At 62.5% G+C, this 19,539-nt stretch carries 14 protein-coding genes and 1 tRNA gene; 10 read left to right on the forward strand and 5 right to left on the reverse strand.

Going from position 1 to position 19,539, the window contains the following annotated elements; genetic code table 11:
- Positions 1–3 precede the first annotated feature (3 nt).
- The 3 genes from LB547_RS12905 (at position 4) to LB547_RS12915 (ending at position 5,420) form a co-directional block, all read left to right on the forward strand.
- Positions 4–1,632: an alpha-D-glucose phosphate-specific phosphoglucomutase gene (locus LB547_RS12905; protein ID WP_140655834.1), complete on the forward strand. Its 1,629-nt coding sequence runs from the start codon at positions 4–6 to the stop codon at positions 1,630–1,632.
- Between the two features lie 157 nt (positions 1,633–1,789).
- Complete coding sequence (gene glgX / locus LB547_RS12910; RefSeq protein WP_140762617.1) at positions 1,790–3,793, forward strand: glycogen debranching protein GlgX; 2,004 nt, start codon at positions 1,790–1,792, stop codon at positions 3,791–3,793.
- Positions 3,786–5,420 (forward strand): alpha-glucosidase family protein, encoded by a 1,635-nt coding sequence (locus LB547_RS12915; protein WP_140762614.1) that lies wholly within the window; start codon positions 3,786–3,788, stop codon positions 5,418–5,420. The genes glgX and LB547_RS12915 overlap by 8 nt, the downstream gene beginning before the upstream one ends.
- 20 nt (positions 5,421–5,440) lie before the next feature.
- Here the strand turns inward: LB547_RS12915 and LB547_RS12920 are convergent, their stop codons facing one another.
- Both LB547_RS12920 and LB547_RS12925 read right to left on the reverse strand, forming a co-directional pair.
- On the reverse strand, positions 5,441–7,210 hold the full coding sequence (locus LB547_RS12920) for a TadG family pilus assembly protein (RefSeq protein WP_140762610.1): 1,770 nt from the start codon (positions 7,208–7,210) through the stop codon (positions 5,441–5,443).
- Positions 7,211–7,657, reverse strand: coding sequence for a TadE/TadG family type IV pilus assembly protein (locus LB547_RS12925; RefSeq protein ID WP_140762707.1), 447 nt, complete (start codon positions 7,655–7,657; stop codon positions 7,211–7,213).
- 285 nt (positions 7,658–7,942) lie between these two features.
- Here LB547_RS12925 and LB547_RS12930 point away from each other — a divergent pair, with 285 nt between their 5' ends.
- The 4 genes from LB547_RS12930 to LB547_RS12945 all read left to right on the forward strand — a co-directional run bounded on the left by LB547_RS12930 (position 7,943) and on the right by LB547_RS12945 (position 13,362).
- Positions 7,943–9,535, forward strand: coding sequence for a peptide ABC transporter substrate-binding protein (locus LB547_RS12930; protein WP_140520754.1), 1,593 nt, complete (start codon positions 7,943–7,945; stop codon positions 9,533–9,535).
- Between the two features lie 171 nt (positions 9,536–9,706).
- On the forward strand, positions 9,707–10,630 hold the full coding sequence (locus LB547_RS12935; RefSeq protein WP_140494801.1) for an ABC transporter permease subunit: 924 nt from the start codon (positions 9,707–9,709) through the stop codon (positions 10,628–10,630).
- Complete coding sequence (locus LB547_RS12940; protein WP_140520753.1) at positions 10,623–11,741, forward strand: ABC transporter permease; 1,119 nt, start codon at positions 10,623–10,625, stop codon at positions 11,739–11,741. The genes LB547_RS12935 and LB547_RS12940 overlap by 8 nt, the downstream gene beginning before the upstream one ends.
- A 1-nt stretch (position 11,742) precedes the next feature.
- A complete protein-coding gene (locus tag LB547_RS12945; RefSeq protein WP_140520752.1) occupies positions 11,743–13,362 on the forward strand; it encodes an ABC transporter ATP-binding protein in 1,620 nt (539 codons plus the stop codon).
- A 26-nt stretch (positions 13,363–13,388) separates the two neighbouring features.
- Here LB547_RS12945 and LB547_RS12950 read toward each other — a convergent pair whose 3' ends face one another.
- A complete protein-coding gene (locus LB547_RS12950; RefSeq protein ID WP_140762607.1) occupies positions 13,389–13,733 on the reverse strand; it encodes a hypothetical protein in 345 nt (114 codons plus the stop codon).
- Positions 13,734–14,037: 304 nt separating this feature from the next.
- Between LB547_RS12950 and LB547_RS12955 the strand changes: the two genes are divergently transcribed.
- Positions 14,038–15,156 (forward strand): glycosyltransferase family 9 protein, encoded by a 1,119-nt coding sequence (locus tag LB547_RS12955; protein WP_140520751.1) that lies wholly within the window; start codon positions 14,038–14,040, stop codon positions 15,154–15,156.
- A gap of 160 nt (positions 15,157–15,316) precedes the next feature.
- Here LB547_RS12955 and LB547_RS12960 read toward each other — a convergent pair.
- Positions 15,317–15,393 (reverse strand) — tRNA-Pro (locus LB547_RS12960).
- 199 nt (positions 15,394–15,592) lie between these two features.
- On the opposite strand from LB547_RS12960, the gene LB547_RS12965 reads away from it, so the two are divergent.
- A complete protein-coding gene (locus LB547_RS12965) occupies positions 15,593–15,754 on the forward strand; it encodes a hypothetical protein (protein ID WP_181178013.1) in 162 nt (53 codons plus the stop codon).
- A gap of 10 nt (positions 15,755–15,764) precedes the next feature.
- Positions 15,765–18,005, forward strand: a complete 2,241-nt coding sequence (locus LB547_RS12970) for an AGE family epimerase/isomerase (RefSeq protein ID WP_140762604.1) — start codon at positions 15,765–15,767, stop codon at positions 18,003–18,005.
- Between the two features lie 30 nt (positions 18,006–18,035).
- Here the strand turns inward: LB547_RS12970 and betB are convergent, their stop codons facing one another.
- Positions 18,036–19,499 carry a betaine-aldehyde dehydrogenase gene (gene betB / locus LB547_RS12975; RefSeq protein WP_140762601.1) on the reverse strand — a complete coding sequence of 488 codons (1,464 nt, stop codon included), beginning with the start codon at positions 19,497–19,499 and terminating at the stop codon, positions 18,036–18,038.
- Positions 19,500–19,539: the final 40 nt, after the last annotated feature.

Consider the following 19,539-nt stretch of genomic DNA (forward strand, 5'->3'; position numbering starts at 1 on the left):
AGCATGATACGCACCGTTCCCACCAAACCCTATTCCGACCAGAAGCCCGGCACTTCGGGGCTGCGCAAGAAGGTGCCTGTATTCCAGCAGGAGCACTATGCCGAGAACTTCATCCAGTCGATCTTCGACGCGCTGGACGGGTTCAAGGGCGAGACCCTGGTGATCGGCGGCGACGGCCGCTTCTACAATCGCGAGGTCATCCAGAAGGCCATCGCCATGGCCGCCGCCAACGGGTTTGGCAAGGTGATGGTCGGGCAGGGCGGCATCTTGTCGACGCCGGCCGCTTCGCATGTCATCCGCAAATACAAGACGTTCGGCGGCATCATCCTGTCGGCCAGCCACAATCCGGGCGGCCCGCACGAGGATTTCGGCATCAAGTACAATGCCGGCAATGGCGGCCCGGCGCCGGAAAAGCTGACCGATGCGATCTTCGCCAGGACCAAGGCGATCTCCAGCTTCAAGACCGTCGACGTCGATCCGATCGACATCGACGCGATCGGCACCGTCAAGGCCGCCGGCATGACGGTCGAGATCATCGATCCGGTCGTCGACTATGCCGAGCTGATGGAAAGCCTGTTCGATTTCGACGCGCTGCGCAAACTGTTCAAGTCGGGTTTTCGCATGCGCTTCGACGCCATGCACGCGGTGACCGGCCCTTACGCCAAGGAGATCCTCGAACGCCGGCTTGGCGCGCCCGACGGCACCTGCCGCAACTTCAAGCCGCTGCCGGATTTCGGCGGCCACCATCCGGATCCGAACCTGGTCCATGCCAAACATCTCTATGACGAGATGATGGGACCGGACGCCCCGGATTTCGGTGCCGCTTCCGACGGTGACGGCGACCGCAATTTGATCATCGGCAAGGGCATTTTCGTCACCCCGTCGGATTCTGTCGCCATGCTCGCCGCCAACGCCCGCCTGGCGCCGGGCTACAAGGAAGGCCTGAAAGGCATTGCGCGCTCGATGCCGACCAGTGGGGCCGCCGACCGCGTCGCCGAAAAACTCGGCATTGGCATGTATGAGACGCCGACCGGCTGGAAATTCTTCGGCAATTTGCTCGACGCCGGCATGGCGACGATCTGCGGCGAGGAAAGTGCGGGCACCGGCTCCAACCATGTGCGCGAGAAGGACGGCCTGTGGGCCGTGCTTTTGTGGCTCAACATCCTCGCCGCGCGCGGCGAGAGCTGTAAGCAGATCGTTACCGAGCACTGGGCGACCTACGGCCGAAACTATTACTCGCGCCATGATTACGAGGAAGTCGAGAGCGGGCGCGCCAATGCGCTGGTCGATGAACTGCGCGCAAAGCTTGGCTCGCTGCCGGGCACCAGCGTGCGCGGCCTGAAGATCGCCAATGCCGACGACTTCACCTATCACGATCCGGTCGACGGTTCGGTGAGCGAGCATCAAGGCATCAGGGTGCTGTTCGAAGGCGGCTCGCGCGTCGTCTTCCGGCTTTCCGGCACGGGCACCTCGGGCGCCACCTTGCGCGTCTACATCGAGCGCTACGAGCCGGACAAGGCCAGGCACGATCTCGATACGCAGAAGGCGCTCGCCGATCTGATCGCAGCAGCGGATGACATCGCGGGAATTAGGAGCCATACCGGCCGCGACAAGCCGAGCGTGATTACTTGAGCGTGGCGGTGGCTTCACCCTCCCCCTTGTGGGGAGGGTCGATCCGCGTAGCGGGTCGGGGTGGGGGTGCTCGTAGAGGGCTTTGCCGGCGTCACCCCCCACCCCGCTCACTTCGTTCGCGACCCTTCCCACAAGGGGGAGGGTGGAGGACGCGCCGATGACCTCACTAGGCGCCACCATCACCCCCGACGGCATCCGCTTTGCCGCCTGGTCCTCGTCGGCGCGCCGCCTCTGGGTCTCGATCTTCGACGAACAGGGAAACCGCGAACTCGACCGGCTGGAGCTGAAAGCGGAAGGAGAGGGGGTGCATGCACTCTTCGTCTCCGGCCTTGCCGAGGGCACCCGCTACGGTTTCCGCGCCGATGGCGACTACGCGCCCGAGCGCGGATTTTGGTTCGACCCCGACAAGCTGCTGACCGATCCCTACGCCGTCGAGATCGATCGGCCCTATGCCTATCACTGGCGTCTCGCCGCGCGGCGCAACGAAGGTGCCGATACCGCGCCGCTGATGCCCAAGGCGGTGGCGAAAGCCTTGCTCACGGCTGTGCCTGTGCCGCCGCCGCTGTTCCGTCCGGGCGGCCTGATCTACGAAGTGCCGGTGCGCGCCTTCACCAAGCTGCATCCGGATGTGCCGGAAAAACAGCGCGGCACGACCGCCGCGCTTGCTCATCCGGCTATCGTCGAGCACCTGCGAAGGCTCGGCGTCTCCGCCGTCGAGCTGATGCCGGTGACGGCATCGATCGACGAGCGGCATCTGCCGCCGCTCGGGTTGAGCAACGCCTGGGGTTATAACCCTGTCACCTTCATGGCACTAGACCCGCGCCTGGCCCCTGGCGGCCTGGCCGAATTGCGCGATACCGTTGCCGCGCTGCGTGCGGCCGGCATCGGCACCATTCTCGACCTTGTCTTCAACCACACGGGCGAAAGTGACAGGCTCGGTCCGACATTGTCGCTGCGCGGCCTCGACAATCAGGCTTATTACCGGCACCAGCCGGATGGCAGGCAGGTCAATGATACTGGTACCGGCAACACGGTCGCCGGCGATCACCCGGCGGTGCGGGAAATGGTGCTCGACACGCTTCGCCATTTTGTCCGCCATGCCGGCGTCGACGGTTTTCGTTTCGACCTGGCACCGGTGCTGGGGCGCATCAACGGCACATTCGAAGCGCAAGCGCCGTTGCTGGAGGCGATGCGCGAGGATGCGCTGTTGGCCGGCCGTGTGTTGATCGCCGAGCCCTGGGACATCGGTCTCGATGGCTATCAGCTCGGCAACTTCCCCTCCCGCTTCCTGGAATGGAACGATCGTTATCGCGACGATGCCAGGCGCTTCTGGCGCGGCGATGCCGGCATGGTTGGTACGCTGGCGACACGACTTGCCGGTTCGTCCGATATTTTCGGCAGGGGCGGCCAGCCCGCCAGCCGCACGGTGAATTTCATCGCGGCCCATGACGGCATGACGCTGGCCGACATCGTTGCTTATGAGGAGAAGCATAACGAGGCCAATGGTGAGCAAAATCGCGATGGCCACAACGAGAACCTGTCCTGGAACAACGGCGTCGAGGGCGCGACGGACGACGCGGCAATCGCGAAGGCGCGCTTCAGCGACCAGTGTGCGCTGCTCGCCACGCTGTTCGCCTCGCGCGGCACGATCATGCTGACGGCCGGCGACGAATTCAGCCGCAGCCAGCAAGGCAATAACAACGCTTATGCGCAGGACAACAACATCACCTGGCTCGACTGGAAGGGGCGTGACCAGGCGCTGGAAGGCTACGCGCGTGCACTGGCCGCCTTGCGCCGCGCGGTGCCGGCGCTCTCTAATACAGATTTCCTCACCGGCCAGCCGCTGGCCGGGTCGGACACTGCCGACGCCGCCTGGCTCACCGAGACGGGGGCGCTGCTCGGCGAGGCGGAGTGGAACGATCCCGCCCGGCATCGCCTCGTCATGCTGCTCGGCGGCGTGGATGGCCGGCTTGCCGTCATGGTCAATGGCGATCGCCGCCAATGCATCTTCACATTGCCCGCGCGAGACGGATTCCGATGGCATCCCGCCATCGAAGCGCAAGCAGTTGATCTTTCTCGCGCGCTGCCGGGCCGCAGCGTGAATTTCATGATCGAGCGCAGGACGGAAGGGCCCAGACAGGGAAAGGGTCGTGATGACTGACGACAATGCCGAGCGAGCGGCCGACTGGTGGCGCGGTTGCGTCATTTACCAGGTCTACCCGCGTTCCTTCCAGGACACGACCGGCGACGGCAGCGGCGATCTCGCCGGCATCACATCAAGGCTCGCCCACATTGCCTCGCTCGGCGCCGATGCCGTCTGGCTGTCGCCTTTCTTCAAGTCGCCGATGGCCGATATGGGCTACGACGTGTCGGATTATTGCGACGTCGATCCGATGTTCGGCACGTTGGAGGATTTCGATACACTGGTTGCCGAAGCGCACCGGCTTGGCCTGAAAATCGTCATCGACCAGGTGCTGTCGCACTCCTCCGACAGGCACGAATGGTTCGTCGAAAGCCGCGCCAGCCGCGACAATCCAAAGGCCGATTGGTACGTGTGGGCCGACGCCAGACCGGATGGTGGTGTGCCCAACAACTGGCTGTCGGTCTTCGGCGGCCCCTCGTGGGAATGGGATGCGACCCGCCGGCAGTACTATCTGCACAATTTCCTCGCTTCGCAGCCGGATCTCAACTTTCACAACCCGGAGGTCCAGGACGCGCTCCTGGATACAGTGCGGTTCTGGTTGGAGCGCGGCCTCGACGGCTTCCGGCTGGACACCGTCAACTACTACGTCCACGACCGCTGGCTGCGCAGCAACCCGCCCTTGGCGTCGAGCGTTGCAGGCACCAACACCGAGACCAACACCTACCTCTACCAGGAGCACCTGTTCGACAAGACGCAGCCGGAAAATCTAGCGTTCCTGCGGCGCTTTCGGGCGCTGCTCGACGAGTACGGGGATCGCGCCGCCGTCGGCGAAATCGGTGATGAGGGGCGCTCCCTACAGACGCTGGCCGCCTACACCTCCGGCGGCGACAAGCTGCAGATGTGCTACACCTTCGATCTGCTTGGCCCGCAATTTTCGGCGGCGCATGTGCGCGGCTGTGTCGAGGCTTTCGAAAACGCTGTCGTAGATGGCTGGGTCTGCTGGGCGTTTTCCAACCATGACGTCATGCGTCATGTCAGCCGCTGGACGCGGCCGGGCGGCGATCCTGACGTGGTGGCCAAATTCTCGATCATGCTGCTCTCTTGCCTGCGTGGCTCGATCTGCCTCTACCAGGGCGAGGAACTCGGTTTGCCGGAGGCGGAACTTGCCTATGAGGACCTGCGCGATCCGGTAGGCATCCGCTTCTGGCCCGGTGTGAAGGGAAGGGATGGCTGCCGCACGCCCATGGTCTGGGAGTCCGGCGCCGATAATGCGGGCTTCTCCACCGGTAAACCCTGGCTGCCGGTGCCGGAAAGCCATCGCGCTCGCGCGGTCGATGTACAGAGCGGCGATGAGCAATCGGTACTTTCCGCCTACCGTTCGGCACTCGCTTTGCGCAAGCGGCATCCGGCGCTGGTCGGCGGTTCGATCCGCTTTCTCGACGCCGAAGGCGACGTGCTGGCCTTTGTCCGCGAGCATGGCGATGAGAGGCTGCTTTGTGCCTTCAATTTCGCCGGGGAACCGGCCAACTGGCCGCTGCCGCAAGACTTAGGAGCGGTTGCGAAACTTGGCGGCGATGCCTCGCTCGCCGGAGAAGCCGTGCTTTTGCTGCCGACACTCGGATGCTTTCTTGGACACCTTGCCTAGATCAGCGCGTGCCGGCCATCTTACTGGACAAGCACGGCACGTCCGCACGTTGCGCCGGTGACCCGGACGTCGGCTTCACCGAGACGCACGCCAAGAGCTTCGAGCAGATTGGTAAGCAACGTGTCGACCGGAGCTGTTACGCTGTTCAGAAGTGCCACCACTGGCGGGCTTACGGTTGCGATCAGCGTGTTCAGATTCAGCAGCGGCAGACCGAGTAAATTCGCCGTCAGCGACAAATCGCTGACCAGCGACGTAGTCAACGACTGGGTAAAATTTTGGGTGTAAGCGGTCCTTATCGTCTTGGCATCGATATCGGCCTTGTTGAAAGTCAACGTCGTTAGCGTGTTGTTGGCCATGTCGAACGCCGCTGAGCCCACCACCGACAGCACCGGGATGATCAGAAGTTTCACGCTCGCGATTTCCGTGTTGGAAAACGTCTCCTTGTTGGTGAAATCGGCAAAGCCGGCGCTGCTGCTGTCGCCGAGATGCCCTTCGACGATACCGGGACGGGTGGCGATGGTCACCTTGATGCTGCTGGGGCCTGTCGGACAACTTATGTCGGTGAGCTTGGCCTCGGCATAGGCGACTTCGACATGCAGAGGCAGACTGAACGACACCAGGGTGATACCGCCTCCGACATTGCTGTTGCCGGCTCCGATCTTCACCACCAGCTTGATACGGGTCTGGGCCGTCCGCACAATGGTGCCGACTTCGCCAACCTTCAGCCATGGCGAGGATTGCGGCGGTTCGCCGAAGGCGATGGCGAGCGTGCTCGACAGCACCCCCGGTATGCCGGTGCTGAGACCGAGGTCGATCTGCTTCGAACCGTTTGCCAGTTCGGCGGCGGCCATCAGCATTCCCATCGCGCTGGCGTCAACGCCAAGGCCGGCTGGCCTCTGCCCGAGGCCAAGTCTGCCGAGGGGGCCGAGGTCGATGAGATGGCTGAGCGGAATCTTGACCGTGTTGGTCGATTTGCTTGCCATGGTTTGCAAGGCGACCTTGGCCGTGTTGCCGAGCCCGGGAACATTGGCCAGGGCGGTGGCGATCTGGCCGACTGTAGCCTTTGAGGCCAGAACGTCCGAATAGGTCACGCCCGTCAGGTTCAATTGCACCGCCAGGGCATCGACGAAGGAAAGCACGCTGACATCGGCGGAGATCAATCCGTTGTAGTCCATGACGCTGAGCGAGATGTTGCCGCCTAGGAGTCCGCCGAGAAGCGCGTTGAGGATGGGGCTGTTGCTGGTATTGACGCTGAGCAACCTCGATCCGACCGAGAAAGTGGCCTGTGGCGTCATGCTGGCGGTGGCTTCGGTGCCAATGATGGGCGTTGGGATCAGCGTGCTTGCGAAATAGCGGTTGGGGGTCTTGCGCAGGGTCACATGAACCGCGTTGTAAGGGGTTACGCCTGCTTGGAAGCGTTGATCCACATTGACCGAGGATGCCCCTGCATATCGGCCCCGCGTGACCGTCACGACGGTTTTGCCCACCGCCGCGGGAATGGTTTGACCCGAGCCCTGAACGACGACACCTGGCATCCCGTTGTCGGTGAGCGTGGTCAAGACCGCGGTCTGGACGTTGTTGATGCTCGAAGCCGCGGTGATCGCCGCCAGGTCGACCATCGCCTGTGCTTCTCGGCGCTCGGTGTAAATGGAGGCCTCGTCGATCGCCACCGCTGCCAGCGCCAGCGCGACCGGCGCGCTCAACGCCGTCATCACCGTGAAATTCGCTCGTTGGTCACCAAGCATCTGGCGTGCAAGCCTGCGGATCTTCAAGCGCGAACTGAGCAGCATTCAGATGCCCCCGACCCTGATCGTTGATTGGCGTTTGATCGTGGTACCCGGCATGGCTATGCCCGGAAAGAGATTCCAGATCGGCAGGTTTCGGGCATCGTACTGGATCGACACAACGAACTGATTGCCGTCCGCCGTGCTGTCATTGGCCTGATAAGTCAGCTTGCTGGCGTCGACGAAGGGATATCCACCGGCATTATTGGCGAGAAACGAGGCCACGAGCGTCTGCCGCTCGGTCTGGTTCAGCCCCGAGATGGCCGTCCGGGCGGCGTCCGCCGCGATCTGCTGTATTGAATTGGCCGCGCCGAAATAGATACCGTATGCAACCATTCCGAGCAGGAGAAGGATGAATATCGGTGATAGCAGAGCGAACTCAACCGCCGAAGTTGCCGAAGTGTCTGTCTGGAATCGGCGCCCCTGGACCTGGCGAATGAGGTTCTGAACCATGCCGCCGAGCATGCCAAAGTTCGCATGCAAAAAGCGAAAACTCTAGGCGCAACCTGGAAGTGTGTATGATTGAAAAGCTACGCTAATTTAGCCGCGGCTTCTTTGATTCCTGGCTATTGACTTAGGGTCAATCAGTACTCGGTTGAAAAGAGCTTGCCGCCTGTCTAGTCTTCTGCCACCAGCCGACGGAGGGAACCGGCGGCGCGCTCAAAGGGGCCAGACATCGGTCCCGGGGCGTCAACACGCAAAGGCGCGCCGTTGGCAGCGCCGACAGGGAGAAACTTCATGCTGAAAAACATGCTGAAGGCGACGGCATTCGCCACAACCATGGCGCTGGCCGCCGGAACATTCTACACGCCGGCCTTTGCCGAGGTCGTCTACAACAGAGGCACTGCTGCCGAATCCGAGTCGGTTGATCCGCATAAGACCTCGACGGTTTATGAAGCCAACGTCTTGCGCGACCTGTTCCAAGGTCTGGTGATGCAGGACGAGAAGGCCAACGTCATCCCCGGCGCCGCCGAGAGCTGGACGGTGTCGGATGACGGTACCGTTTACACCTTCAAGCTCAGGAAGGACGGCCAGTGGTCCGACGGCAGCCCGGTGACGGCCGAAGACTTCGTCTTCGCTTTCCGCCGCCTCGAAGACCCGGCGACGGCCGCCGAATATGCCTCGATGCTCTATCCCGTCAAGAACGCCGAGGAAGTCAACACCAAGAAGGGCAAGCCCGAGGACATGGGCGTCAAGGCCATCGACGCGACCACCCTTGAAGTGACGCTGAAGGCGCCGACGCCATATTTCCTCGAAATGCTGACCCACCAGGCGACCTATCCGGTCAACAAGGCGTCCATGGACAAGCTCGGCGCCGACTGGATCAAGCCGGGCAATCTCGTTTCCAACGGCCCCTATACGCTGGCCGAGTGGGTTCCCAACGATCATATGAAACTGGTCAAGAATCCGAAATTCTGGGATGCCGGAAGCGTCAAGATCGACGTCGTCAACTACATCCCGACAGAGGATCGCTCCTCGGCGATGAAGCGCTTCGAGGCCGGCGAACTCGACAGCTACGACGATCTACCGACCGAGCAGCTCGCCGACCTCAAGGCCAAGTTCGGTGATCAGATCAAGGTGGGGCCGTATCTCGGCACCTATTACTACGCGATCAAGACCGACAAGAAGCCCTGGGACAATGTCGAGCTGCGCAATGCCATCTCGATGGCCATCGACCGCGATTTCATTGCCGAAAAGGTCTGGCAGAATTCAATGCTGCCAGGCTATTCGATGGTCCCTCCGGGCATCGAGGGCTACACGCCGGCGATGGCCAAATATGCCGACATGTCGCAGATCGACCGCGAGGACGCAGCCAAGAAGATACTCGAGAAACTCGGTTACACGCCGGAGCATCCGCTGAAGATGGAGATCCGATACAACACCTCGGAGAACCACAAGAATACCGCGGTCGCCATCCAGGAACAGCTGAAGCCGCTCGGCGTCGACGTCACGCTGCTCAACACCGACACCAAGACCCACTACTCCTTCCTCGAGCAGAGGGGTGACTATGACGTTGCGCGCGCCGCCTGGATTGCCGACTACAAGGATCCCGAAACCTTCCTGGGCATCTCGCGCAAGGCCAGCGGCAACAACTATTCGGTCTATGACAGCCCGCAATATGAGGCTGCCATGGACAAGGCGGCCGCCGCCGGCGGCAAGCCGGAAGAGCGCATGAAGGAACTCGCCGCCGCCGAACGTGTCCTCGTCGACGACGTCGGCCAGATCCCGCTTCTCTACTATAGCTACCACGATATTGTTTCCCCGAAGCTGCACGGCTTCGTCGACAACGTCATGGACGTGCATCCGTCCCGCTTCATCTCCAAGGATTGAAAACCTTGATCGAACCGCCGCCCGTTCAGGACGGCGGCTCGATCTGTCGTCGCATGGGGCCCGAAAGTCGAAATCGATTTTCGCAGGCCATGGTGCGAAGATGAGAGGTGCCAGAGCGCTGCGGGCGTCCGGTTGGATGCCCGTCACCCTGGCCGAAGCAGGGCACCGCCGATGCTACGCTACATTTTCAGGCGGCTTCTGACCGCCATTCCAACGCTATTCGTCATCGTGACCTTGGCGTTCTTCCTGATGCGCGTCGCACCGGGCGGCCCGTTCAACCAGGAGCGGGGCCTGAGCCCCGAGATCAGGGCCAATCTTGAAGCCCAGTTCGGGCTCGCCGACCCGCTCTGGCTGCAATATGTCCACTATCTCGGCAATCTCCTGCGCGGCAATTTCGGCCCGAGCTACAATATGCCGGACTTTACCGTCACCGAGCTTTTCGCGAAGGGCTTGCCTATTTCCATTCAGCTCGGCGCCTCCGCGCTGATCTTGGCGCTGCTGCTCGGCAGCGTGCTCGGTACCATTGCGGCGCTCAACCAGAACAAACTTGGCGACTACACGGTGATTGCGCTGGCAACCGCGGGCAGCACCATCCCGACCTTCGTCATCGCGCCGATTATCCAGCTCGTGTTCGGATTGACCTGGAAGCTGTTGCCGATCGGCGGCTGGGGCGATGGCGCGCTTATCAACAAGATCGGTCCCGTGCTGACGCTTGCCCTGCCGCAGATCGCCATCGTCGCCCGCCTGATGCGCGGCTCGATGATCGAATCGCTGCGCTCGCATCACATCCGCACGGCGCGCGCGCTCGGCCTGTCCGACTGGTCGGTGGTGGTCAAGCACGCGCTGCGCGGCGCCGTCCTGCCGATCGTCTCCTTCACCGGTCCGGCTGCCGCCGCCCTGCTCACCGGCTCGATCATCGTCGAGACGATCTTCTCCATTCCCGGCGTCGGGCGCTACTTCGTCGATGCCGCGCTCAACCGCGACTACACGCTGGTGATGGGGACGGTGGTGGTCATCGCCATCTTCACCATCGTCTTCAACCTGATCGTCGACGTCATGTATGCCGTCGTCGATCCGAGGGTGCGCTATGACTGATATCGCGATCGCCGCACCGGTCGTCGGCCGTTCGCTGTGGGGCGATGCCTGGGCGCGCCTCAAGGCCAACCGCGCCGCCATGTTCAGCCTCTACTATCTGATCCTGATCGCCGTGATCAGCGTGTTCGGGCCCTGGTTCGTGCCGCACCAATACACCACCATCTATGGTGATTATGTGCGTACGCCGCCGAGCCTGTCGGCCTATCCGAAGCCGGACATGATCGAGACCGCGCTTAATGAGGCGATCAAGCGCATGCGTGTCGACATCAAGGACTGGCGCCAGGACGGCAATCGCGTCTTCGTCACCGTCACCTCCAGCAAGGCGATCGACGACCGCAACATCCGCTATCTCGACCGGTCCGACGCCTTCGACGACACCAGGATCGAAAGCAAGTCGCCTGACGGCCTCGAAGCGACGATGAGCGCCTCGGTCAAGCAGCAATATTTTCTTTTCGGCACCGACAACACCGGCCGCGATCTGTTGTCGCGGACGCTGATGGCCGGGCGCGTTTCGCTGGCCATCGGTCTGCTCGCCGGCGTCGTGGCCGTGGCCATCGGCGTGCTCTATGGCGCCACTGCCGGTTTTGCCGGAGGCAGGGTCGACGAGGTGATGATGCGCATCGTCGACGTGCTTTATTCGCTGCCCTTCATCTTCTTCGTCATCATGCTGGTGGTGTTCTTCGGCCGCAACTTCGTGCTGATGTTCCTGGCGGTCGGCGCCGTGCTGTGGCTCGACATGGCCCGCATCGTGCGCGGCCAGGCGCTGTCCATCCGCCGCCAGGAATATGTCCAGGCGGCCGAGGCCATGGGCGTCGGCCAGCGCGGCATCCTTTTGCGCCACGTCATTCCCAACCTGCTCGGGCCGGTGGTGATCTACATGACGCTGCTGGTGCCGCAGGTCATTATCCTGGAGAGCTTTCTGTCGTTCCTCGGGCTCGGCATCCAGGAGCCGATGACCAGCTGGGGCGTGCTGATCTCGGTCGGCGCCAAGAATATCGGCACTGCAAACTGGCTGCTTCTGTTCCCTGCCTTCTTCCTGGTCTCCACCTTGTTCGCCCTGAACTTCGTCGGCGACGGCCTGCGCGATGCGCTCGACCCCAAGGACCGCTAAGATGGACGCAGCAGAGACCATTCTCAGCGTAAAGGATCTTCGCGTGCGCTTCCGCACCCTCGACGGCGCGGTCGAGGCGGTGAAAGGCATCAACATCCACGTCAAGGCGGGCGAAACCGTCGCCGTGGTCGGCGAATCCGGCTCCGGCAAGAGCCAAACGATGATGGCGGCGATGAGCCTGCTGGCCTCCAATGGAGAAGCCACCGGCAGTGTCGATTATCGCGGCCGCAATCTTCTGACGCTAAGCAAATCCGAGTTGAACAAGGTCCGCGGCCGCAAGATCAGCATGATCTTCCAGGAGCCGATGACCTCGCTCGATCCGCTCTATTCGATCGGCAACCAGCTGATCGAACCGATTCGCCGGCATCGGGGCTTGAATGCGGCGCAAGCGCGCGAGGAGGCGCTCAACCTGCTCAGGCTGGTGCATATTCCCGATCCCGAACGGCGCATGAAATCCTATCCGCACGAAATGTCGGGTGGCCAGCGCCAGCGCGTCATGATCGCCATGGCTTTGGCAAACGATCCCGATATCCTGATTGCCGACGAACCAACGACGGCGCTCGACGTCACCATCCAGGCGCAGATCCTCATGCTACTTGCCGAGCTGCAGCGCAAGCTCGGCATGGCGATCGTGTTCATCACACACGATCTCGGCATCGTGCGGCGCTTTGCCGACCGGGTCTATGTCATGCGCTCCGGCGAGGTGGTGGAGGAGGGGGACGCGCAAGCCATCTTCGCCAGTCCTCAGCATGCCTACACCAAGATGCTGCTGGCCGCCGAGCCGACCGGAACCAAGGCGCCGCCGCCGGCCAATGCGCCGGTCCTGCTCGAAGGCAGAAACGTCGAGGTTACCTTCCGTATCGGCGGCGGCTTTCTGGCCGGCGAGCCGCTGATGCTGCGCGCCGTCGACCACATCTCGATCAGGCTGAGGCGCAATCAGACGATCGGCATCGTCGGCGAATCAGGCTCTGGAAAATCGACGCTTGGCCGCGCTTTGCTGCGGCTGTTGCCGAGCGATGGCGTGATCCGCTTCGGCGACCGCGATATCTCGACCGCCGACCGCCAGACGATGCGGCCGCTGCGGCGCCAATTGCAGCTGGTCTTCCAGGATCCGTTCGGTTCGCTGTCGCCGCGCATGACCATCGGCCAGGTCATCACCGAAGGGCTGCTGGTGCATGAACCGAACCTCTCGGGCAAGCAGCGCGACCAGCGCGCCGTCGAGGCGCTGCGCGAAGTTGGCCTCGATCCCAACTCGCGCAATCGCTATCCGCACGAATTCTCAGGCGGCCAGCGCCAGCGCATCGCAATCGCTCGCGCCATGATCCTCAAGCCCAAGCTGGTGGTGCTGGACGAGCCGACCTCCGCCCTCGACCGCTCGGTGCAAAAACAGATCGTGGAGTTGCTGCGCAAGCTGCAGGCCGACCATGAGCTGTCCTATCTGTTCATCAGCCACGATCTCGCCGTGGTGCGCGCCATGGCCGACTACATCATCGTCATGAAGCAGGGCAAGATCGTCGAGGAAGGGCCGACGGAAGACATTTTCAGCAATCCGCAGGCCGGCTACACGCAGACGCTGATGAGCGCCGCAATCGATGTCACGCGGTTTCGTTTGAGTGCGTGAGGCGAGCCCGGCAGCGGCGCCTCAGCTCAATTCCCAAGCCCTGGGCATCTGCGCGCCCTGGCGGCGGCCATGGCCGCTTGCTGCTGCTTCAGCCGATCGATCCTGGTCGTTTCGCGATTGGCGACGGCGGCCTTGACGCTTGAGCCGCCCAGCAGCCATCTCGGAACACTGGTGCTGGCGACCTTGCCCCGCGTGATGGCTGTCTGCGAGATGCCTTTGGCGGCTTCGCCTATGGCGCTGTTCAGTTCGGCGCATGTCATCTTGTCGTAATTCGCCGGATCGATCGATCCGCTGGTCGACGCGCAGCCTCCGACAAGGGCGAGGAGGAGCACGGGGATGAACGGCCTGCTGGGGGTCGAATGCAATTTCATGTCCACGACCTTACTCCAGCGTAAGCGACCATGGCCACCCTCCGATATGTCCGCATGCGTGCGTACGCCGAAACGAACCGGGGTCATTCACATTCACGACGGACACGAGTTCGACCTCGGCGGAACCCTTGAAAGAGAGCCTGCGAGCCCCATCTGCGTTGACAAATATTCCTGGTTGGTTGATGGCTGAGGCGATATCCTATATCAGCGGACAGAACGAGCTTGTCATTGCGCGGCTATTGCCTACATCGATCGTTTGTCGAAAATTTTGGATTCTTTTTGGCTGAAATGGAATAGTCATTCCATGAAAAGTTGGATCAAGAATTCAAAAGAGCCGGCAAAGGCGCTGCCGAAGGCTGGCAACGTACAATCAATACTCATAAATCAGACGAAGTTTATCGGGGATGTTGTTCTAACTTCGGTTCTGGTCAGGCATCTGCGGGCAGAGTTTCCGAACGCGACGATCACCATGCTATGCCAGGCGGCGCTGGCGAAATTCGTTCTGGAGCAAGGCATCGCCGACAGCGTGGTTTCGCTCGATCGCGGCAAAATGCGCGGCTCCCCTTTCGAGCGCATGTCCGGAATGACCAGGCTCCTGCACGATCTGAGGAAGTCGGATTATGATCTTATCATCGATCTGTCGGACTCCAAGACATCACGGCTTGTGATGCGCTTCGTCAAGGCGCCTTTTCGCGTAGGCTATGTTCCATCGGAGCAGCCCCTGAAATTCTGGGAGCGCCAAAGCGCCAACATCTTTGCCGCCACATACGGCCATGGCGGCGAGCATTATCTGCATCGGTACCTGTCGCCGCTGTTTGCCCTTGGCATTCCTGTGACCGATCCTATTCCGTCCCTCAAGCCAACCGAATCCGGTTCGCGTCAGGCAAAGCAGCTGCTTGCCCGACACGAATTGGAAACGAAGTCGTTTGTCGCCGTCCATGCCGGCGCCAGTTTCCCAGGCCGTTGCTGGCAGCCTGACCGTTTCGCATCGGTCCTGGGAGAGATTTACCGTCGAAAGGGTCTCCGGGCGGTCATCGTTGGCGGCCCGGACGAGGCAGGTATCGCAGGCAAGGTGTTGGATGCGGCAACATCGCCGATCGTGAATCTCGTTGGCCAGGCACCCCTGACCACCCTTTTGCCCCTGCTGGGCGAGGCCCTGATCTTCCTGGGCAACGAAAGCGGACCCATGCACCTGGCCGCGGCCATGAAAACGCCCGTCGTTGGCCTGTTCGGTCTGACCCAACCTGACATCTGGGGGCCTCTTGGCGTTCCTAACCGTACGCTGCAGCCTCCGATGCCATGCAAGTGCATAGCGCCGGGCCTCTGCAAGGTGGGCAATGCAGGGGGCGTTTATTGCGTTCAACGGCTTGACGCCGCCGACGTCACCAAAGCGGCAATCGAACTCATAGAACGCGTCAGCTAAACCAATTCCAGGAAAACTGCGCAGCGGTTTTTCCGTCCGGAATTGCGTAAAGCGATGAATTGGAGCCGGAATTGCGTAAAGCGATGAATTGGAGCAGGCGACGATCAAACATCGAGCCGCTGCAGCGGGAACAACAAACACGCGTATCGCTTTGTTTTTCTGGTCGGAGTGGCAGGATTTGAACCTGCGACCCCCTCGTCCCGAACGAGGTGCGCTACCAGGCTGCGCTACACTCCGTGACCAGACGCGGGCTTATAGCCGCCGCATCTGGTTCCTGCAAGCGTCAATGGCAGCACTTCTGTCGCATTTCGCCAGCTTTCTTCGCGAGCCTGTTTCAGCGCCTCGAATAAACGCCGCTTAAAGGCTTCCGTGGTAGGGCACTCCTCGGCAAACGTTTGCGCGATTTGTGTTTCCAGCCGCCCGGAGATTTCCAGTCTTGACCCTCAGGATCGTTGGCGAAGCACGGCCCAACAGTTTCGGATTGCCGGAGCTTGTCGTGGTGGTGGAGAGCCCGGTATCGTCGCAGCGGCGCCGGCAGACGTTCGACGCGGTGCTGCGCCGTAGTCCGGAAGTCGGCGCCTACAAGCAGATCTTTTGACAAGGGCATCATGAGCCAGCGCATCGTCAGTTTCGTCATGAGCGGCGGCGTCGGCTCGCGGCTCTGGCCGCTGTCGCGCGAGGACAATCCCAAGCAGTTCCACGACCTTTCGGGCGACGGCTCGATGCTGGCAAAGACCTTGCGCCGGCTGGCGTCACGGCCCAGCGGCGATACGCCCATCTTCATGATCGCTTCCGAACGCCATGCCGAGCGCGTCCATGCCGATCTCGCCGGCATAAACCTTGCCGGCGGTGGGCCGCTGTTCGAACCTACCGGCCGCAACACCGCCGCGGCGGTGGCGCTGGCAAGCCTGCGCACGCTCGCCGAATTCGGTGACGAACTGGTGCTGGTGGTGCCGTCCGATCACGAGATTTCGACCGCGCGGCAATTCTGGCAGAGCGTCGAGGCGGGCACCGCCGCTGCCAGCGCCGGGCGGCTGGTGGTGTTCGGCCTCAAGCCGACACAGCCGGAGACCGGCTATGGCTACATCGAAGTCGCCGCCGAAAGAGCAGGCGTGTTCGATGTCTCGCGCTTCGTCGAAAAGCCGGACCTTGCCACCGCCCAGGCCTATCTCGAAGCCGGCAATTTCCACTGGAACACCGGCATCTTCCTGTTTCGCGCCGGCGCCATGCGTGATGCTTTCGCAGCTTTCGAGCCGAAGATCTGGCAGGCGACCGAAGCTGCCTACAAGGCTGCGACATCGGACCTTTCCGGCTTCTACATGCCGCTGGACCTCTACGGCGCCATTCCTTCGGTCTCGATCGACTATGCCATCATGGAGCGGGCAAAGGACATCGCCATGGTGCCGGCCAGCTTTCGCTGGAACGATCTCGGCTCCTGGCAGTCGCTGCTCGATGTCGGGCCTGCCGATAGCCAAGGCAATGTCATCGCCGGCGACGTCGTCGCCATCGATTGCGAGAATTCCTACATTCGCAGCGATGGCCGGCTGCTGTCGGCCATCGGCATGAGAGATGTCGCCATCGTCTCGACATCGGACGCTACCTTCGTCGCCCCGGTCAGCCATAGCCAGCACGTCAAGAAGATCGTCGAGCAGCTCGAAAAATCCGGCCGGTTGGAAACCCGCTTCACGCCTGCCCACGACCGGGTCATCGAAAGCGGCGCTTGGCGTCGCCGCGTCCATCACTGGCTGTTTCAGGAGACGCTTCCGCTGTGGTCGACATCAGGCGTCGACGAACGCTATGGCGGATTCCACGAGGCTCTTGGCTTCGACGCCACGCCGCTGATGAAGCCCAAGCGCATGCGCACGCAGGCCCGCCAGGTCTACGCCTTTGCGGTCGCCAAGCAACGCGGCTGGGACGGCCCGGCCGACCGGCTCATCGCCCACGGCATCGACTTCATGGCCGGAAGCGGCCGAACGGCAAGGGGCGGCTGGGTGCGTACCCTCGACATCGACGGTTCGGTCGCCGACCCGGTCGAGGACGCCTACGATCATTCCTGCGTGCTTCTGGCGCTGGCGCATGCCCACATGTCGGGCCATCCGGATGCGCTGCGGCTCGGCGAAGAGACCTTCGCCTTCCTCGATGCCCATCTCGAGGATAGCCGCATGACCGGCTTTCTCGAAACCTCGGACGGGCAGGGCGAGCGGCGCTCCAATCCGCACATGCATTTTTTGGAAGCCTTCCTCGCCTGGCACCAGGCGACAGGCGAGCGCGCTTATCTGCGCCGCGCGGCACGCATCATCGACCTGTTCCGCAACCACTTCTTCGATCCCGAAAGCTGGACGCTGGGTGAATATTTCGACGCCGGCTGGAGGCCCGTGGCGGGCGAGAAGGGTACCTGGACCGAGCCCGGCCATCATTTCGAATGGGCCGCGCTGCTTGTCGATTTCGCCGCTCGTAGCGGCCAGGCCGAACTGAGTGGCTTCGCCAGGAAACTCTATGCCTCGGCCATCGCCAATGGCCTCAACCGCGCCACAGGCCTTGCCTATGGCGCCGTCTCCCGGCAGGGTCTGCCGCTGGACCTGGTCTCGCGTAGTTGGCCACAGGCCGAAGCGGTCAAGGCGGCGATTGCGTTGGACGGTTCTGGCGGACCCGATCTCAAGCCGGAGATCGAGGAACGCGTAGGCCGGCTGTTCCGCTGGCACATCGACCCGGCGCCGCTGGGTCTGTGGATCGACCGCGTCGACGAGCGCGGCCGCTCGCGGGCATCAGATGTGCCGGCCAGCATTTTTTATCATCTCGTGTGCGCGCTGACGCAGTATCTGGATGGGACTGCCGAGAAGGGCGGCTGAGAAAGAGGCGCTGTCCCGACGACATTTTGCTCAATACGGGCTGACCACATCCCCGGTCTCGACATAAACCGCCTTCATCTGCGAATAGAGCGCCAGCGCGGCCAGTGAATTTTCTCGCCCGATGCCGGATTGCTTGACACCGCCGAAGGGGATTTCGACCGGGGTCAGGTTGTAGGCGTTGATCCAGCACGTGCCGGCCTGCAGCTCGGCGATGACGCGGTGGGCGCGCGACAGGTCGCGCGTGAACACGCCGGCCGCGAGACCGAACTCAGTGTCGTTGGCGCGCTCGACCACCTCGTCCTCGCCGTCGAATTTCAGCACGCTCATGACAGGCCCAAAGATTTCTTCGCGCGCGATGCGCATGCTGTCGCTCACCCCGGTGAACACCGTCGGCTCGACGAAGAAGCCGCCTTCAAAACCTTGCAGCGAGGGCACGTTGCCGCCGCAGGCGAGCGTGGCGCCTTCTTGCTTGCCCGCCGCGATGTAGGAGACGACCTTCTCCTGCTGTGCCTTGCTGACCAGCGGCCCCATCTGGGTTTCGCCATCGAGCGGATCGCCGATGCGGATCTTCTTGGTTCGCTCGACGAGCCGGTCGACGAAGCGGTCATGGATGCCCTTCTGAACGAAGACGCGCGTGCCGTTGGAGCAGATCTGCCCCGTCGAATAGAAATTGCCGAGCATGGCGCCGCCGATGGCATTCTCGAGATCGGCGTCGTCGAAGACGATCAGCGGCGACTTGCCGCCGAGTTCCATCGTCGCGTGCTTCATCTTCGAGCCGGCGAGCGACAGCACCTTGCGGCCGGTCGGCACCGAGCCGGTCACCGACACCTTGGCCACGACATCGTGGCTGACCAGGCTGGCGCCGACATCGCCATAGCCTTGCACGACGTTGAACAGCCCGTCGGGCAGGCCTGCCTCGCTGTAGATCTCGGCCAGGGCCAAGGCCGACAATGGCGTGTTTTCCGATGGTTTGAACACCATGGCGTTGCCAATAGCGAGCGCGGGCGCGGATTTCCAGCCGGCGATCTGGATCGGGTAGTTCCAGGCGCCTATGCCGACGCAAACGCCGAGCGCCTCGCGCCGCGTGTAGGCGAAGGGCCCGCCCAGATCGACAGCCTCGCCATTGTAAGCTGCAACCGCGCCGCCGAAATATTCCAGGCAATCCGCGGCCGATGGCGCATCCGCCACCAGCGTTTCCTGAATCGCCTTACCGGTGTCGAGCGTCTCGAGGCGGGCAAGATCGGCGTTGCGGGCGCGCAAGATGTCGGCGGCGCGGCGCAGGATGCGGCCGCGCTCCACCGGCTTCAGCCGCGCCCAAGCCGGTTGCGCGGCACGCGCAGCCTCGATGGCGAGTTCCAGCACGTTCGGCGTCGCCGAGCGCAGCAGGGCGATGGTCTCGCCGGTTGCCGGATAGATGACCGGCAGTGGCGCGCCTTGCTCGTCGTCTATGTAGCGTCCGTTGACATAGTGCGATGCCGTTGGCTGGGCGCGCATGGGCTTCTCCAAATCGTCTTAGCGGCATGCCGATCGTGCG

Origin of the sequence: Mesorhizobium sp. B264B1B (assembly GCF_020165765.1) — a bacterium.
Classification (GTDB): domain Bacteria; phylum Pseudomonadota; class Alphaproteobacteria; order Rhizobiales; family Rhizobiaceae; genus Mesorhizobium.

Excerpts from the sequence above, each read along its gene's own strand:
- LB547_RS12905 (WP_140655834.1), top strand. The coding sequence starts at position 4 with ATGATACGCACCGTTCCCACCAAACCCTATTCCGACCAGAAGCCCGGC.
- glgX (WP_140762617.1), top strand. The coding sequence starts at position 1,790 with ATGACCTCACTAGGCGCCACCATCACCCCCGACGGCATCCGCTTTGCC.
- LB547_RS12915 (WP_140762614.1), top strand. The coding sequence starts at position 3,786 with ATGACTGACGACAATGCCGAGCGAGCGGCCGACTGGTGGCGCGGTTGC.
- LB547_RS12920 (WP_140762610.1), bottom strand. The coding sequence starts at position 7,210 with ATGCTGCTCAGTTCGCGCTTGAAGATCCGCAGGCTTGCACGCCAGATG.
- LB547_RS12925 (WP_140762707.1), bottom strand. The coding sequence starts at position 7,657 with ATGGTTCAGAACCTCATTCGCCAGGTCCAGGGGCGCCGATTCCAGACA.
- LB547_RS12930 (WP_140520754.1), top strand. The coding sequence starts at position 7,943 with ATGCTGAAAAACATGCTGAAGGCGACGGCATTCGCCACAACCATGGCG.
- LB547_RS12935 (WP_140494801.1), top strand. The coding sequence starts at position 9,707 with ATGCTACGCTACATTTTCAGGCGGCTTCTGACCGCCATTCCAACGCTA.
- LB547_RS12940 (WP_140520753.1), top strand. The coding sequence starts at position 10,623 with ATGACTGATATCGCGATCGCCGCACCGGTCGTCGGCCGTTCGCTGTGG.
- LB547_RS12945 (WP_140520752.1), top strand. The coding sequence starts at position 11,743 with ATGGACGCAGCAGAGACCATTCTCAGCGTAAAGGATCTTCGCGTGCGC.
- LB547_RS12950 (WP_140762607.1), bottom strand. The coding sequence starts at position 13,733 with ATGAAATTGCATTCGACCCCCAGCAGGCCGTTCATCCCCGTGCTCCTC.
- LB547_RS12955 (WP_140520751.1), top strand. The coding sequence starts at position 14,038 with ATGAAAAGTTGGATCAAGAATTCAAAAGAGCCGGCAAAGGCGCTGCCG.
- LB547_RS12970 (WP_140762604.1), top strand. The coding sequence starts at position 15,765 with ATGAGCCAGCGCATCGTCAGTTTCGTCATGAGCGGCGGCGTCGGCTCG.
- betB (WP_140762601.1), bottom strand. The coding sequence starts at position 19,499 with ATGCGCGCCCAGCCAACGGCATCGCACTATGTCAACGGACGCTACATA.